The sequence below is a fragment of the Actinokineospora fastidiosa genome, from assembly GCF_014648415.1.
GTDB lineage: Bacteria > Actinomycetota > Actinomycetes > Mycobacteriales > Pseudonocardiaceae > Actinokineospora > Actinokineospora fastidiosa.
This window is the reverse complement of record NZ_BMRB01000009.1, coordinates 117,278-132,899: the sequence shown is the minus strand read 5'-3', so window position 1 is coordinate 132,899 and position 15,622 is coordinate 117,278. Positions and strand designations below refer to the sequence as shown.

9 protein-coding genes are annotated in these 15,622 nt (G+C 71.7%); 4 read left to right on the top strand and 5 right to left on the bottom strand.

Annotation, left to right across the window (positions count from 1 at the left end; translation table 11 throughout):
• Positions 1-17 precede the first annotated feature (17 nt).
• On the bottom strand, positions 18-1,091 hold the full coding sequence (locus IEY98_RS30155) for a DUF2855 family protein (protein ID WP_189214080.1): 1,074 nt from the start codon (positions 1,089-1,091) through the stop codon (positions 18-20).
• Between the two features lie 248 nt (positions 1,092-1,339).
• Between IEY98_RS30155 and IEY98_RS30150 the strand changes: the two genes are divergently transcribed.
• Complete coding sequence (locus tag IEY98_RS30150; protein ID WP_189214079.1) at positions 1,340-2,923, top strand: 4-hydroxyphenylacetate 3-hydroxylase family protein; 1,584 nt, start codon at positions 1,340-1,342, stop codon at positions 2,921-2,923.
• A gap of 53 nt (positions 2,924-2,976) precedes the next feature.
• Here IEY98_RS30150 and IEY98_RS30145 read toward each other — a convergent pair whose 3' ends face one another.
• Complete coding sequence (locus tag IEY98_RS30145) at positions 2,977-3,843, bottom strand: LLM class F420-dependent oxidoreductase (RefSeq protein WP_189214078.1); 867 nt, start codon at positions 3,841-3,843, stop codon at positions 2,977-2,979.
• A 292-nt stretch (positions 3,844-4,135) separates the two neighbouring features.
• On the opposite strand from IEY98_RS30145, the gene IEY98_RS30140 reads away from it, so the two are divergent.
• Complete coding sequence (locus IEY98_RS30140) at positions 4,136-5,698, top strand: MFS transporter (protein ID WP_189214077.1); 1,563 nt, start codon at positions 4,136-4,138, stop codon at positions 5,696-5,698.
• A gap of 539 nt (positions 5,699-6,237) precedes the next feature.
• On the opposite strand, the gene IEY98_RS30135 is transcribed toward IEY98_RS30140, so the two are convergent.
• Complete coding sequence (locus IEY98_RS30135; RefSeq protein ID WP_189214076.1) at positions 6,238-6,723, bottom strand: helix-turn-helix domain-containing protein; 486 nt, start codon at positions 6,721-6,723, stop codon at positions 6,238-6,240.
• Between the two features lie 629 nt (positions 6,724-7,352).
• Between IEY98_RS30135 and IEY98_RS30130 the strand changes: the two genes are divergently transcribed.
• The gene (locus tag IEY98_RS30130; RefSeq protein ID WP_189214075.1) at positions 7,353-9,308 is read left to right on the top strand and encodes a tetratricopeptide repeat protein; all 1,956 of its coding nucleotides are present in this window, start codon (positions 7,353-7,355) and stop codon (positions 9,306-9,308) included.
• A gap of 201 nt (positions 9,309-9,509) precedes the next feature.
• Here IEY98_RS30130 and IEY98_RS30125 read toward each other — a convergent pair whose 3' ends face one another.
• A complete protein-coding gene (locus tag IEY98_RS30125; protein ID WP_189214074.1) occupies positions 9,510-10,700 on the bottom strand; it encodes a hypothetical protein in 1,191 nt (396 codons plus the stop codon).
• Between the two features lie 242 nt (positions 10,701-10,942).
• On the opposite strand from IEY98_RS30125, the gene IEY98_RS30120 reads away from it, so the two are divergent.
• Entirely contained in the window at positions 10,943-13,966 is a 3,024-nt protein-coding gene (locus IEY98_RS30120) for an AfsR/SARP family transcriptional regulator (RefSeq protein ID WP_189214073.1), read from the top strand.
• An 82-nt stretch (positions 13,967-14,048) separates the two neighbouring features.
• Here the strand turns inward: IEY98_RS30120 and IEY98_RS30115 are convergent, their stop codons facing one another.
• The gene (locus IEY98_RS30115) at positions 14,049-15,431 is read right to left on the bottom strand and encodes an FAD-binding oxidoreductase (RefSeq protein ID WP_189214072.1); all 1,383 of its coding nucleotides are present in this window, start codon (positions 15,429-15,431) and stop codon (positions 14,049-14,051) included.
• Between the last annotated feature and the right edge of the window lie 191 nt (positions 15,432-15,622).

The following is a 15,622-nucleotide window of genomic DNA, read 5'->3' as shown; positions in this document are numbered from 1 at the left end:
GGATCGTCCATGTCCGCCTACCGCGGACAGAACACCTCGGTGTCCGCGGGCGGCCGCGGGCCTGCCAGCAGGGCGCGGAACCCCGCCAGGATCGCCTCCGGCCCCCGGCGCGGCGCCACGCCGAGCCAGGACCGGGTGGCTGCGAGGAAGCGGTCCTCCTCGGCGTGGTAGCGGGCGAAGAACGCGTCCTCGCCCTCGGCGGCCAGGGTCTCCTCCTCCACCCCGGGGGCGAAGAAGAACTCCGGCTCGGGGCCGGCCAGCTCCGGCAGCGCCTGCACCGACTCCGGGTGGGTGTAGCCGACCAGCGTGACGGCCGCCAGCTCCCCGGCGAAGCGCTCGTGGGCGGCGCGGATGCGCCGGTGCGATCCGGTGAAGTCGACGAGCACCGCGGGCCCGGCGAGCGCGACCGAGGCGAGGTCGTCGTGCGCCGCCACCGCGTCGTAGAAGCCGAGGCCGCCGACGAACCCGAGGTTGGCGGGCGCGGTCAGCCCGACCACCGACAGGTCGGTCCGCCGGGAGAGCAGGTCGGCCAGCGCGATCGCGGACTTGCTCGACGCGCCCGCGACCAGCACCGACTTCACGCCCCGCTCGGCGTGCCCGGCGAGGAAGTCGGCGAGGTGGAACGACAGCGGGAAGATCGGGCGGAACACCGCCCGCCGGTCGTCGAGCGCGTCGGGCTCGGCGACGCGCTGGAACGTGCGGTACCAGGTGGGCAGGAACGCGCGCCCGGGTTCGGTGTCGAGCAGCCCGCGCGCGGTGGGCTCGACGGGCAGCACGTGGTGGGTGGAGATCGGCACGAAGCCGAAGTACCGCTCGCCCACGGCGACGCCGGGGTGGTTCGACTCCTCGACGCGCACGAACGCCCAGACCGGCACCCGGCCGTAGCCCTCCGGCGCGGGGAACGCGGCGAAGAACGGCATGTGGCCGTCGCCGAGGCGCGCGTAGGTGACGCTGTTCATCGTCAGGCCGAACTTCTCGACCGCGACCCGGATCTCGCCCGGGCGCGGGGCGCGCACGCGCGCGGGGCGCGGCTCGCCGACCGCCAGGTCGTCCTTCCTGGTCAGCAGGTCCCAGCAATCCACTGTGGTCACATCGGCTCCTCGAGGGACGTCCTGCGGCGGCAGCGGGCCGCGTCGGCGCGCGGTGCCGATGCGGTGTCGGCCAGGAGACACCCTGGTCAGGCGTTTTCCCAAACTCTCGCAACGGCGACCGGCCGCCGCATCTCGCGAATTGCGCAGACAGCACACGCCGCGAGAATCCCCCGGCCGTTTCCCGGTGGGACGATGGGACAGCCACGACCCGACATCTGCCGGAGCAGCGACGAGTAAGGAAGAATCCGATGACCGACGATCGGGACATCCCGAGCGGCGCGCCCGTCGCGCGACCGACCACCCGCCCGCTCACCGGTGCGGAGTACCTCGAGAGCCTGCGCGACGACCGCGAGATCTACCTCTACGGCGACCGGGTCAAGGATGTCACGACGCACCCGGCGTTCCACAACCCGGCGCGCATGGTCGCGCGGCTCTACGACGCGTTGCACGACCCGGAGCACAAGGACGTCCTCACCGCGCCGACCGACACCGGCGGCGACGGCTACACGCACCGGTTCTTCACCACCCCGCACAGCGCCGATGACCTCGTCGCCGACCAGCAGGCGATCGCCGCGTGGGCGCGGATGAGCTACGGCTGGCTGGGCCGCAGCCCCGACTACAAGGCCTCCTTCCTCGGCACGCTCGGGGCGAACTCGGAGTTCTACGCGCCGTACTCGGACAACGCGCGGCGCTGGTACAAGGAGTCGCAGGAGAAGGTCCTCTACTGGAACCACGCGATCGTGCACCCGCCGGTCGACCGCAACCTGCCGCCGGACCAGGTCGCCGACGTGTTCGTGCACGTCGAGAAGGAGACCGACGCCGGGCTCGTGGTGAGCGGGGCCAAGGTGGTCGCCACCGGCTCGGCGCTCACCCACTACAACTTCATCGCGCACTACGGCCTGCCCATCAAGGACCGCAAGTTCGCGCTCGTGGCCACCATCCCGATGAACGCGCCGGGGATGAAGCTGATCTGCCGCACGTCCTACACCGCGCAGGCCGCGGTGATGGGCAGCCCGTTCGACTACCCGCTGTCCTCCCGGATGGACGAGAACGACACCATCCTGGTGCTGGACAAGGTGCTCATCCCGTGGGAGAACGTGTTCATCTACGGCAACCTCGGGAAGGTGCAGCTGTTCACCGGCCGCTCCGGGTTCCCCGAGCGGTTCACCTTCCAGGGCTGCGTGCGGCTTGCCGTCAAGCTGGAGTTCATCGCCGGGCTGCTGGCCAAGGCGGTGGAGATCACCGGAGTGAAGGACTTCCGCGGCGTGCAGAGCAGGCTCGGCGAGGTGCTGGCCTGGCGCAACCTGTTCTGGGGCCTGTCGGACGCGGCCGCGCGCAACCCGGTGCCGTGGACCAACGGCGCGGTGCTGCCCAACCCGCAGTACATGCTGGCCTACCGGTGGTTCATGCAGATCGGGTACCCGAGGGTCAAGGAGATCGTCGAGCAGGACATCGCCAGCGGGCTGATCTACCTCAACTCCAGCGCGGAGGACTTCAAGAACCCCGAGATCCGGCCGTACCTCGACAAGTACGTGCGCGGCTCCAACGGCGTCGACGCGGTCGAGCGCGTCAAGGTCATGAAGCTGCTGTGGGACTCCGTGGGCACCGAGTTCGGCGGGCGCCACGAGCTCTACGAGCGCAACTACGCGGGCAACCACGAGAACACGCGCGTCGAGCTGTGGTCGTCGCAGCTGGCCAACGGCCAGGTCGACGGCTACAAGTCCTTCGTGGACCAGTGCCTGTCCGAGTACGACCTGGACGGCTGGACCGTGCCGGACCTCAGCTCGTTCGACAGCCTCCGCGCGCGCCGCGACGACCTGCTCAACGGGTGACGACACACGACCGCCCCCACCGGAACCGGTGGGGGCGGTCGTGTGTCTCGGTCCTATCCGGTGACGGCCGGGATCACCTTGTCGCCGATGACGGAGACCTGCCGGACCGGGTCCGAGCCGGACACGATGCCGATGGCGGTGTCGATGCCCGCCGCCGACAGCCGGTGCAGCTCGTCGGTCAGCTCGCTCGCGCCCGCGCCGTCCTCGGCCACGGTGAACGGGAAGATGCAGGTCTTCTCGATCGCGTCGTAGTCGCGGCCCTCCTGGTCGCAGAGCTCGCGCAGCAGGTCGAGCTTCTCGGCCAGGTCCGGTCCCGGGTAGACGTTGCAGGCGTCGCCGTAGCGCGCGACCAGGCGCAGCGTCTTGCGGCCGCCGCCGCCGAGCATGATCGGCGGGTGCGGGCGCGACAGGCTCTTGGGCTCGGCGAGCGGGCGCGCGAGCCGGTAGTGCTCCCCGTCGAAGGGCCGCTCGTCGCCGTGCCAGAGGCGCAGGCAGATCTGCAGCGCCTCCTCCAGCATGGCGAACCGCTGTGCCGTCGGCGGGAAGTCGATGCCCATGCCCGCGGCCTCGTCGGCGTCCCAGCCCGTGCCGATGCCCAGCACCGCCCGGCCGCCGGACAGGACGTCCAGGGTGGTCACGGTCTTGGCGAGCAGGGCGGGGGCGCGGAAGTGGACACCGGCAACGACCGGGGCGAGCCTGCACCGGCGGGTGTGCGCGGCGATGACGCCGAGCGTGGTGAAGCACTCCAGTTGCGGCATCCCCGGCCCGCCCGCGTGCGGCCCCTGCCACACGTGGTCGCCGACCCCGATCAGGTCATAGCCCGCGTCGTCGGCCACGGTGGCGATCTCGGCGACGGTGCGACCCATCGCGGCGGGACCGCCGTCCCAGACGAACTCCCCGAGCTCCAAACCAACCTTCATGGCGCTGCCTCCCAGCAGAGTGAGCCGACGTCGATTGTGCCCGCCGACCACGGGCGCGGGCGTCTCCGTAAGTGCCTGTCAGGTGACTCCAAGTGAGCAAGACGAGAGATGTCCGGGGTGGTGGCGGGCGCGGAGAATCAGGTACGCGCACGTGCGAGACAGAACGCGTCGAGGAGTACCGATGGCCGCTCCCTTACCCCGCCCGCGGCGCGCCGCGCCGCCGCCGGAGGACCAGCGCGGGCTCCAGCCCACCTGAGCCGCGCACCACGCAAGGACCGAAAGGACCCAGCACATGACTTCCGACGCTGTGCCAGCCCTGGCGGGCAGGCGGGAATGGACCGGCCTCGCGGTACTGGCCCTGACCGCGATGATGACGTCGTTCGACCTGTTCACCCTCCTGCTCGCGCTGCCGCACCTGAGCGCCGACCTGGGCGCGGACAGCATCGAGCAGCTGTGGATCGTCGACATCTACGGCTTCCTGGTGGGCGGCTTCCTCATCACGATGGGCGGCCTCGGCGACCGGATCGGCCGCAGGAAGCTGCTGCTCATCGGCGCGTCGGTGTTCGGCGTGGCCTCGGTGGTGTCGGCCTACGCGCCCACCCCCGAGCTGCTGATCCTGGCGCGCGCGCTGCTCGGCGTCGCGGGCGCGACGCTGACGCCGTCGACGCTGTCGCTGATCAGCAACATGTTCCACGACCAGAAGCAGCGGGGCCTGGCCATCGGCATCTGGGCGGGCGCGTTCACCGTGGGCGCGATCCTCGGCCCGATCGCGGGCGGCATCCTGCTGGAGCACTTCTGGTGGGGGTCGGTGTTCCTGCTCGGCGTGCCGGTCATGCTGCTGCTGCTCGTGCTGGGTCCCATCGTGCTGCCGGAGTACCGCAACCCCAACGCCGGGCGGCTCGACCTGGTCAGCGCGCTCATGTCGCTGGCGGCGATCCTGGCGCTCATCTACGGCATCAAGGAGGCGGCCAAGCACGGGTTCGGCCTGGTGCCCGTGGTCGCCGTCGCCGTCGGCCTGGTGATCGGCGCGCTGTTCGTGCGCAGGCAGAACCGCCTGGCCGACCCGCTGCTGGACCTGAAGCTGTTCGCCATCACCGAGTTCCGGGTGGGGCTGCTGGGGCTGTTCACCTACAGCGTGCTGACCGGCGCGGTGCTGCTGCTCATGACCCAGTGGTTCCAGACCGTCGGCGGGCTCTCGCCGCTGCAGGCGGGCCTGGCGCTGCTGCCCGGCATGGCCCTGTCCACCATCGGCACGACGGTGGCGCCCATCGTGGCCCGCCGGTTCCGGCCGTCGGTCATCATCGGCGTCGGCCTGCTGGTCGTCGTGGGCGCGCTGGTGTGGTTCACCCAGATCGGCCCGGGCACCTCGCCGCTGGTCCCGGTGATCGCGTTCGGCCTGTGGTGCGCGGGCGGCGCGCCGCTGCTGGCCCTGGGCATCGGCCTGGTGGTCAGCTCCAGCCCGCCGGAGAAGGCCGGGGCCGCCTCGGCGATGCCGCAGGTCAGCAACGAGATCGGCGCCGCGCTCGGGTTCGCGGTCCTGGGCGCGGGCGCCACCGCCATCTACCGGGGCCAGATGAGCGACGCGGTCCCCGCCGAGGTCCCGGCGGACGCCGCCGCGGCCGCCCGGGAGAGCGCCGCGGGCGCCACGACCGTCGCCGACGTCCTCCCCCCGGACGTCCTGGCCACCGCCCGCGACGCCTTCACCAGCGGCATGCAGGTCGTCTCCGCCATCGCCGCCACCCTGGTCGCGGCAGCCGCGGTCATGATCATGGTCAAACTCCGCCACGTCCCCCCGCTCGGCGCCCCCGCCCCGACCGAGCAGCCCACCGAGGACCCCACCCCCGAAAAGGTCTGAGACGACGCCCCGGCGGGGACCCCACCCAGGCCCCGACCAGGAGGACGTCCTGCCGCCGACCCCGGCCGAGCCCCGCTCGCCCGGGGTCGATGGCGTTTGGGCCGGAAAGCCCCACGAATCCGAAGCAGGATCACGTCGGCGCGGATGCTCCCGCAGTACCCCAACCAAGCCTTTCCTGGCTATACGCCGTGACACCAAACGCCCTATCGTGTTAACCCCGATCGGGTTAGTGGCGCGGCCAAGGGAAGTGGATGCACACTCCCATGACCTCCAGTACCCCGATCGCACACACGGGCGACCCCTCCGGTATCTTCTGCGAATCGCGAAAAGATCTACTTTCCGCGTCTCCCAATCCCCAACCGTTCCCGGAGGAACCGTTGAAGCACCGGCTGAGCCGCAGCGTCGCGGTCATGCTCCTTACTGTCGCGATAGCCGCAGTCCTTGCCCCGAACGCATATGCCGCCGTGGACAGCGCCGCGCTCCTGGACATCGTCTGGTGGCGATTCCACTAAGGCCGGGGCGAGATCGCGGAGTGTTCCTCAGCTATTCGGCGGGTACTGCTCCAACAGGATCGTCATGGCCGTTTCGGACAGACCGCAGAGCGCGGCCATCTCCCGCACCGTCGCGGGCTCGACGATGGCGACACCCTCGCCGTCGGAATCGACATCCAACCGATGACGCGCCCACCGGCGCAGTGCGGCGCGATCGGCCCGGCGATCCCGGGCGATCGCATGCAGATCGATCACCGCGCCCGCCCGCATCGGGCTCACTCGGGCGCGGCGCACGGCCGCCGCGAGCAGATTCGGCCCGGAGACCCCCAGTGCCACGCAGATCTCGACGAACCTGCCGACGGTGAACGACCTGCTTCCGGTCTCATAGCCCGCCAGCGTCGGCACGCGGATGCCCGACGGCAGGCGTTCGACCAGCTGGGCGAGCGTGAGGCCCGCGGCGATGCGGGCCTGCCGCAGCTCCAGACCAGCGGCCCGGGTGATGTCGTCCGCGGACGGCCCCCCGTCAGTCCGCACGACCGACTCCCCCCTTCCACGCGTGCGACATGCCGGGTCGAGGGGACGCCGAGAGCTGTGCACTCAGAGTAACCACCTGCGCCACGGGCCGCCACGGCATCAGCGTTCTCCGGCTCCAGAGTTGTCCATGCACGTCCTATCCACAAGAAGCTGAGCGGAGGTATCCCTAGCACTGCCGGTGTCACCACCGAAAGTGCAGGGACGTCACCGCATAACCGGTGATATTTGTCCGCCGCCGACAACTGCTCGCGGCTGGCCGTAGGCGGTGGACCCTCAGGTGCCCTTTCCCCGCACGCGCGTCACAGCCGCCGCTTTCACCACGAAGCGTAAGCACGCCCCGATCACCGCGAGACGGGTTTTCGGCGGCGTCAAGGACGGAGGCGGGAAGCCCCGGGTTGCCGGACCTTTGATCCGTTCCGGTGGTCTGGTCGCTCAGCGCTGCCTCGAGGTGCCGGAGAGCGACTAGACAGGGGCGTGGGATCCGGTTCGCGGGGGTGGGCATGGTGGGCGACCAGCACGGGCCGGGCGGGCACTTCGCTACCAATTCCGTGAAAGGCGACGTGTCGGGCCCCGTGCTCCAGGCGGGCGCCGTGAACGAGGTCCATTTCCACGCGCCCAGCGAATGGAAGGTGACTCCCGCTCAGCTCATGCGCTCCCCCACCGCGTTCGTCGGCCGCGAGCGGGAGCTGGCCGAGCTGTCGGCCTCGGTGCCTGGCGGCGGCTTGGTCGTGCTGACGGGCATCGGCGGTGTCGGGAAGACGACCCTGGCCGTGCACTGGCTGCGAGGATTGGACGAGGCCGGGTTCGACGGCTCGCTGGTCGCCGACCTGCGCGGTCCCGCGTCGGCCGCCGAGGTCACCGAGTGGTTCCTGCTGTCCTTGGGAGTGCCCGCCGAGCGCATACCCCTCAGCGCGGAGCGACGCGCCGCGCTGTACCGCTCGATGACCGCGGGACGACGGCTCCGGGTGATGCTGGACGACGCGGTGTCCGCCGCGCAGGTGCGGCCGCTGATCCCCGCCGGGCCGGGCAGCGTTGTCGTCGTCACGAGCCGGTCCTGGCTGTCCGGCCTGGCGCTGGACGGCGCCAGGTGGCTCCGCGTCGAGCCGATGGACGACGCGGACGCGGTCCGGTTGCTGGAGGTGGTGGCCGGGCCGAGCCGGGTCGGCGCCGACACCGGGGCCGCGGCGCGGTTGGCACGGTTGTGCGGCGGGTTGCCCTTGGCCTTGTCCGTGGTGGGCGCGCGGCTGTTGATCCGCGGTAGGCGCCCGCTGTCGAGCGAGGTGCGCGCCTTGACGGCGGAACACGAGCGGCTGGCCCGTCTGACGTTGGAGGGGGACGTGTCGGTGAGCGCGGCCTTGGACGTGTCCTACCTCGACCTGGATGACCGGGCGCGGGCCGCGTACCGAGCGTGCGCCTGGCATCCGGGCCGGGAGTTCGGCTCCGCCGTGCTCGCCGCCGCGCTCGGCTGGCCTGCCCCGGAGACGGAGGACGCGGTGGCGACGCTGTTCGAGTCCGGGCTGGTCGACGAGGTCGCCGACGGCCGCTACGCCCTCCACGACCTGGTCCGGCTGCACGGCCGCGCGATGGGCGGCGAGGAGGTCGTGCGGTCGATGGTCGAGTGGTACCTCGACCGGACCGTCGCCGCCGACCTGGCCGTGCATCCGCTCCGCCCGCGCATCGGGCCCGCGTTCGCCGCGCCCGCAGCGGTGTTCGCCGGTCCGGAGGCGGGGCTGGCGTGGGCGGCCGTGGAGCGGGCTAACGTGCGCGCCGCGGTCGAGGTCGCGGCGGAGCGCGGCTGGGATGAGCTGGTGTGGCAGTTCTGCGAGGCGTTGTGGGGTCAGTTCCTGCACACCCGCCGCTACGGCGAGTGGATCGAGTTGCAGCGGATGGGGATCGGCAGCGCGCGGCGCTGCGGGAACATGCGGGCGGAGGGCAGGCTGCGCGCGCAACTCGGCTACGCCTACGCCCAACTCGGGCAGGCCGATGACGCGGCTGCCCAGAGCAGGCGGGCGCTGGAGCTGGCGCGCCGCGGTGAGGACGTGCCCGGCGAGGCGACCGCGTGGGAGCAACTCGCTCTGGCGCTTCGCCGGACCGACCCGGAACAGGCGCTGGAGTGCCTCGCCCGGTCCCGTGAGCTGAACGAGCGGCTGGGGCGGGACCGCGGCGTCGCGTTGTGCCGGAGACGGTCGGGCGAGGTCCTGGCGGACCTGGGCCGGTTCGACGAGGCGGCCGACCACCTGCTCGCGGCCGCGGCGACGATGGCCGAACTCGCTGATCCGACCCAGCACGCCAGGGCGATCGCGCTGGTGGCCGAGGTGCGGTCCCGGCAGGGGCGCGCGGACCAGGCGCGGTCGGTGCTGGTCGACGCGTTGGCGCGGATGCGCGCATTCGGGTCTCCCTACTACCAGGCCGAGATCCTGGCCATGCTCGGTGGCGTCGCCGAGCGGACCGGCGACGCCACCGCGGCACGGGAGGCCTGGTCGCAGGCCGCCGCCCTGTACGAGGGCGTCGACGACGACAAGGCCGGACTCATGCGGTCGCGTCTGGCTCGCGACACGGGCGAAGACGCTCCACATAGGACCTGACCGCCTGGAGCACAGCCTCGACCGGGTCCTCGTCGGGCACGAGGAGGATGTCGGCGACGCGGCACCACCGGGCGTTCGCCCGGCAGACGTCGGCGACGAGCACGTCCCCCGCTCCGATGACGGAGTCATCCCAGGTGGCCTGGTACACGCCCGGCGCGCGGGAGACGAGTCGAATCCGGACGGTCGACATGGGCTCCACTCCTACCACGGCAGCGGTTCCGGCAACGGAACCGGGCCGATCCGCGCGGGCCACGGCGGTTCGGCAAGGCCGAGGAGGCGGTAGGCGACAGCGCGGACGCGCTCGTGCGCGACACCCCTCTGGGTGGACACCGCGGCGGCGAAACCGTTGGCACACCGCGCCTCCGCCAGCTGCGGCGCCAGCGGCCGCCGGTGGTCGAGGGACGGAACGCTGCGGCGGAGGCGGTCGGCGACGCTGCCGGGCCGCAGGTTGTCCTCGGCTGCGGTGGCGAGGACGACGCGGGCGCCGAGCGCGGCGGCGTACGCGGTGGTGGAGCCGTGGTCGCCGATGACCACGTCGGCGGCCAGCAGTGCGCCCTGCCAGCCCCGCTCCGGCGGAATCACCAGCAGGCCGCGCGCGATCGCCCTGGCCAGCCAGCCTCGGATGGTCGCCGCGCCGTGCACCGCCCAGATGTTGGGGTGCAGGATGACCGCGGCGCGGTGCGCGGGCAGTTCGTCGAGGAGCCGGTCGCACAGACCCGGGTGGCGGCCGAACGCCGACTCCGGCGACCAGGTCGAGCTGACGACCAGCAACGGCCGTTCGGCCGCGACGTTGAGCGCGGCACGGTACTGCTCCCGGTGGACGCGCGAGGCGACCAACCGGTCCAGACACGGATCGCCCGCCACGAACGCGCGGTCGAGCGCCTCCGGGCAGCGGTCGGAAAGCAACTCGCGGTCGGACTCGGTCGGCAGGGCGATCGCGGCCGGGAGGATCCGGCCGCGATGGGTCAGCATTTCCCGGTCCAGTCCGGTCGTCGCCTCGGTCGCGGCGCACATGCGACTGCGCGCGCGGGATTTCCCCGCACCCGCACCGTGCGGAAGCATGAGCAGATTCCCGTGCACTTGCTCGATGCCTTCGCGGCACGCGCTCACCACCAAGTCCCATTCCAAGCGGACGCTCTGCTCCCAAGGCATCACCAGACCGCCGAGCGAGCGCACGTGGGTTTCGACCCCGTACCACGTGTCCGCGCCCCGCGGCACCGTGTAGACCGGCTGCACGCGGTGGTCGCCGTCGAAGACGGGCAGCACGTCCGCCAGCCGGTTGGCCGCGGTGACGGTCTGGACCAGCACCAGCACCGCCTTGAGATCAGTGCGGGTCAGCCGGTCCCTGGCCTCGCGGCCGACCGGACCGCGGATCCACGCTGACGTGTCCATCGCGACTCCCCTCGCCAGAACGCCTGTTCGCGCCCAGCGTCGCCCCGGCGGTCTTGCCGTCCCCCTTCGCCTCCTGTTCGGATGGCTGCCCCGGAAACGACGACTTTCTCCGGCGGCAACGAGGAAAACCGGGGTAAACGGGAAACCCCGGCGATGGACTTTCAGTGTGCTGTCGGTGCGTGGTCATCATCCTTTCCGCTAGACTCCGTGATCACGCACCGTCGAGCACAAGGTGCCTCTGCGTGACGTTCAAGCGGAACTCGAGTCTGACCGGCTTAGGGGTGAAGCTGGTGAACACGCTGTTCGCGATCTTGGGCACGACAGCACTTCGGCTCGACGGGGAGTTGACCGACGAGTGGGGACCGCCGCGCCTGCGCGCCCTGCTCGCGGTGCTGCTGGCGCATCCCGGGCGGTGGCTGTCATCAGACCGGCTCACCGCGTGGATCTGGCCGCCGGAAAGCGAACCGCAGTACCCGTCAGGGGCGCTCGACAGCTATGCGAGCAGACTCCGACCGGTTCTCCACCGTCTGCCGACCCGGTGCGTGCTGAGCACTCGGGAGCGGCGGTACCGGCTCGACGTCGACCCGGGCGTCATCGACTACCACGACTTCCGCCGCCTGGTCGCCGCCGCGCGCGGGATGTCCGACCCAGGGCGGGCGGCGGCGGCCGCGGAGTCCGCCGTGCGGCTCTGGCGCGGCCCCGCGCTCGAGGACCTGCGCACCGCCGAGGCCGACCGCTGGCGCAGGCGGGCCGTGCGCGACGAACTGATCCCCGCGTACGAGACGCTCTTCACCGCCTGGCTCAGGATGGGCGACCCGGACCGCGTTCTCGTCGGCCTCCAGGACGTCCAGGCCGACCATCCCGCCGATGTCCGCCTCGCGATGATCCGCCTCTCCGCGCTCATGGCCCGCGGCCACGACCGCGACGCGGCGGAGTACCACCTGTCCATCAGAGCGATGCTGCGCGAGGAAGGGGAGAGCGGGAAGGCCGATCTGCTGCGTCGGCACTACGACCACCTGGTGACTCAGCAACAACGTTCCGAAACCCGTGCGCTGGAAGCCGAGCCGAGCCCTGGCGCGGCGCTCCGGAACGGCCCGCGGAGCCTGCCGCCCGATCCCGTGGACTTCACCGGACGGGCTGGGGAACTGGCCGCGCTCGACGATGTCGCCCGGGTGGCGGGCGGTTCCCCGCGCCGCGGCGTGGTCCTGATCGACGGCATGGTCGGGGTCGGCAAGACCGCGTTGGCCGTCCACTGGGCGCACCGCGTCCGCGACCACTTCGACGGCGACCTCTACATCGACCTCCACGGCTTCTCCGACACGCCGCCCGTCGATCCGCACGCCGTCGTCGACGAGTTCCTGGTCGCCCTGGGCGCGCCCGCAGGCACGACGACGAACCCGGTCCACCGCCAGGCCCTGCTGCGGGACGCGCTGGCCGGGCGCCACCTGCTGGTCGTGTTGGACAACGCCGCCGACTCCAACCACGTGCTCGGGCTGATCCCCTCGCTGGCGGGCTGCTTGGTCCTGGTCACCAGCCGCAAGCGGCTCACCACGCTGGCCACCCGCACCGGAGGGCGCGCGCTGACCGTGTCGCCGATGGACCCGGCCGAGTCGGCCGACCTCCTGACCGCCCGGCTCTCGGGCCCCGCCATGGAGTCCGACCACCTCACCGCGTTCCTCGGCCTGTGCGGCGGCCTGCCCTTCATGATCAACCTGTTGGCCCAGTACCTCGCCACGCACGCCGCCACGCCCGCGATGGCCGAGATCGAGGACCTGATCCTGGAGATCGGCCGCGACGGGGACGGCGACACATCCGCTGACCGGGTCTTCGGTTGGTCGTACACCGCGCTCCCGCCTCCGGCGCAGCGCCTGTTCCGTCTCCTCGGTGTTCACCCGGGCGTGGAGTTCACTCTCGACGCGATCGCGGCGTGTGCGCGGATGGACCGCGCGGAAACCCGGGACATCCTGGCGATTCTCGTCGGCGCTCACCTGCTGGACCGCGCGGGCGGCCACCACCGTTACCGCTGCCACGACTTATCCCGCCGCTATTCCCGACGTCGGGCGGCCAGAGAGGACACTCAAGAGGAGATCCGGGCCGCCGAACGCCGTCTTCTCGCGCACTACACGCTGCACGCTCACGAAGCCCACCGAGCCCTGTTCCCGTCCCAGGCAACCAGGCCGTTCGACTCGCTCGACGAGGAGACCGTCACCGCCGCGGGTTTCGCCTGCGAAGACGACGCGAGAGCCTGGTTCGCCCAGGAACGGCAGACCCTCAACCACATCATCGCGATGGCGGCCGAACGCGGCCACCACGGCTATGCCTGGCGGCTGGTGGACTACGTCGCCACCTACCTTGAGCGCCAGGGTCACCGGCATGACTGCCGGAAGGCCTACCTCATCGCCGTCGCCGCGGCCCAGGCCGACGGCCAGGGGGAGGCCTGGGGGTCCGCGCACCTCGAGGTCGGTCGTCTCCTCATCGGTGAAGGCGACATCGAGGAAGCGCGCCGCCACCTGCAGGAAGCGCACCGCTGGGCGGACGAATCCGGCCAAGACCGGCCCATGGCCGCCGTGCTGAAGGCACTCGGCGATCTGGAGAGCACCAGCGGGAACCACGAGGCCGCGGTCGCGCTGTACCGCAGGCTGTACGACATCGCCCACCGCCTGCAGGACCACGAGGCACTGACTTGGGCGCACTGCGCGCTCGGCGGCGCCCTCCACCAGACCGGCAGGCTCGACGAGGCGACCACGCACCTCCATCAGGCGCAGTTCTTCGCCGCCCATATCGGGGACGACTCCGCGCTCGCCATCGCGCTGGCCAGCCTCGCCGCGGTCAAGCGGGACGTCCACGACTGGTCGAGCGCGGTGGGCCTGTACGGCAGCGCGCTCGCCCTCGTCTCCGACTCCGACCTGCCGGTGACCGCGAAGCTCTGCGTCGACCTCGGCCGTCTGCACCTCGATCGGGGCGAGGTCGGTCCGGCCGAGCACCACACCCGCCGCGGCGTCACGCTCGCCCGGCGGATCAACGCCCTGCCCTTGGTCGCCAGCGGTCTGGACCTGCTCGGGACCATCCACCACCACCGCGGCGACCGCCGTGGGGCGGCCACCGCGTGGTCCCAGGCCCTCCACGCCGCCACGCGGCTGCGGGACGACGCCCAGGCCGAGCGGCTGCGCGGTCGTCTCAAGGAACTCGACGGCTTCCAGGGCACGACCGGTTTGTCCGGGCCGCAGACCGACCCCGAAAGACTCGCTGAACCCGATAACCCTTAGTAGGCCGCGCGCTTCCGGTCCTTCAGGTCGCACGACGAAGCGGGCCCGGCCGGTGGGGCGGGCCCGCTTCGGGTGGCGGTGGTCAGGCGTCGGCTGGGGGGATGTTGTTGTTCACGCGGAACACGTTCGTGGGGTCGTAGGTGCGCTTGATGGCGCGCAGGCGCTCCCAGGTGCCGTCGGGGTAGGCCTCGCGGATGCGGCCCTCGCGGCGGTTGTCGAGGAAGTTGACGTACATGGCGGGCTTGCCCTTGGCGAGGGCCGTGGTGAACTCGTCGATCCAGCGGTGCTGGTTGTCGGTGTCGGCGAGGTCGCTGTAGATGGCCGCTAGGTTGATCATGATGTCGCGGTCGCGGTGGGCGTAGGCGGTGGCGTCGGCGGGGACGGTGCCCGCGGCGCCGTTGATGACGCGGATCTGGGTGGCGGCCATGTCGGCGGTGGCCGCGGCGATGCGGTCCAGGATCAGGGTCGCGTCGTCGAGGTCGACGGTGTCGGTGAAGAGGTTGCGGGACGCGGCGATCGGGTGCTCGTCCTCGTCCTCGGGCGGGTAGATGCCGGGCAGCGGCATCGTCTCGATCATGTCGGCGATCGGCGCGTCCAGCTCGCGGAACGGGGCCAGGGCGCGCTCGGCGGCCTCGCCCTCCCCCGCGTAGACCATCATGGACATGATGATCGGCGTGCCGACCAGCTCGTCGGGGACGAACGGCATCGGCGGGGCGTTGAAGATGTTCATGATGCTGGTCAGCTCGGCGGGCGCCTCCTGGGCGAGCTTGACGAACCCGGAGATCGTCTCCGGCGTCGCCTTCTGCACCAGCAGGCCGCCGACGACCGTGCGCAGCTCCACCAGGTTGTAGCGCAGCCGGGTCACCACGCCGAAGTTGCCGCCGCCGCCGCGGATCGCCCAGAACAGGTCGGGCTCGTTCTCGGCGTCGACGCGGCGCAGCTCGCCGTCGGCGGTGACGATCTCCGCGGCCAGCAGGTGGTCGATGGTCAGGCCGTACTTGCGGACCAGGTAGCCGATGCCGCCGCCGATGGTGATGCCGCCCAGGCCGACGCTGCCGGTGTCGCCGAGGCCCAGCGCGAGGCCGTGCTCGTGGGCGGCGTTGGTGAACTCGCCCGCGGTCAGACCGGCCCCGGCCCACGCGGTGCGCGTCTCGGGGTCGATCTCCAGGTCGCGGATGGTGGACATGTCCAGCACGATGCCGCCGTCGCAGAGCGCGAACGGGCTGTGCCCGCCGCCCTTGACCGCCAGCGCCACCCCGGTCTCGCGCGCCACCGCGACGACCCGCGCCACGTCGGCGACGCCGTCGGGCCGCACGACGACCGCGGGCCGCTCGTCGAGCCCGCCGAGGTAGATCGTGCACGCCTTGTCGAAGTCCGGGTCGCCGGGCACGAGGACCGCGCCGCCGACCTCGGCGCGCAGCCGGGCGATCACCGGCTCGCCCGCCGGGTTCGTCTTCTCCGCCATGTGGGAAATCACCTCATGTCCTGTGGCAGCGGTTTTGTGGCAGGAGCCAGCCGGGCATGGTCACCGGCACGAACGCGTCCAGTCTGGAGCGGTCCGGACGCCGTTGTCCTCTTCCAACGTGCTCCGTCCTGATCAACACTGCCACCGAGGGGACGCGCGCGGCCGGCGGCCCGAGGAGATCTCGGACTCAC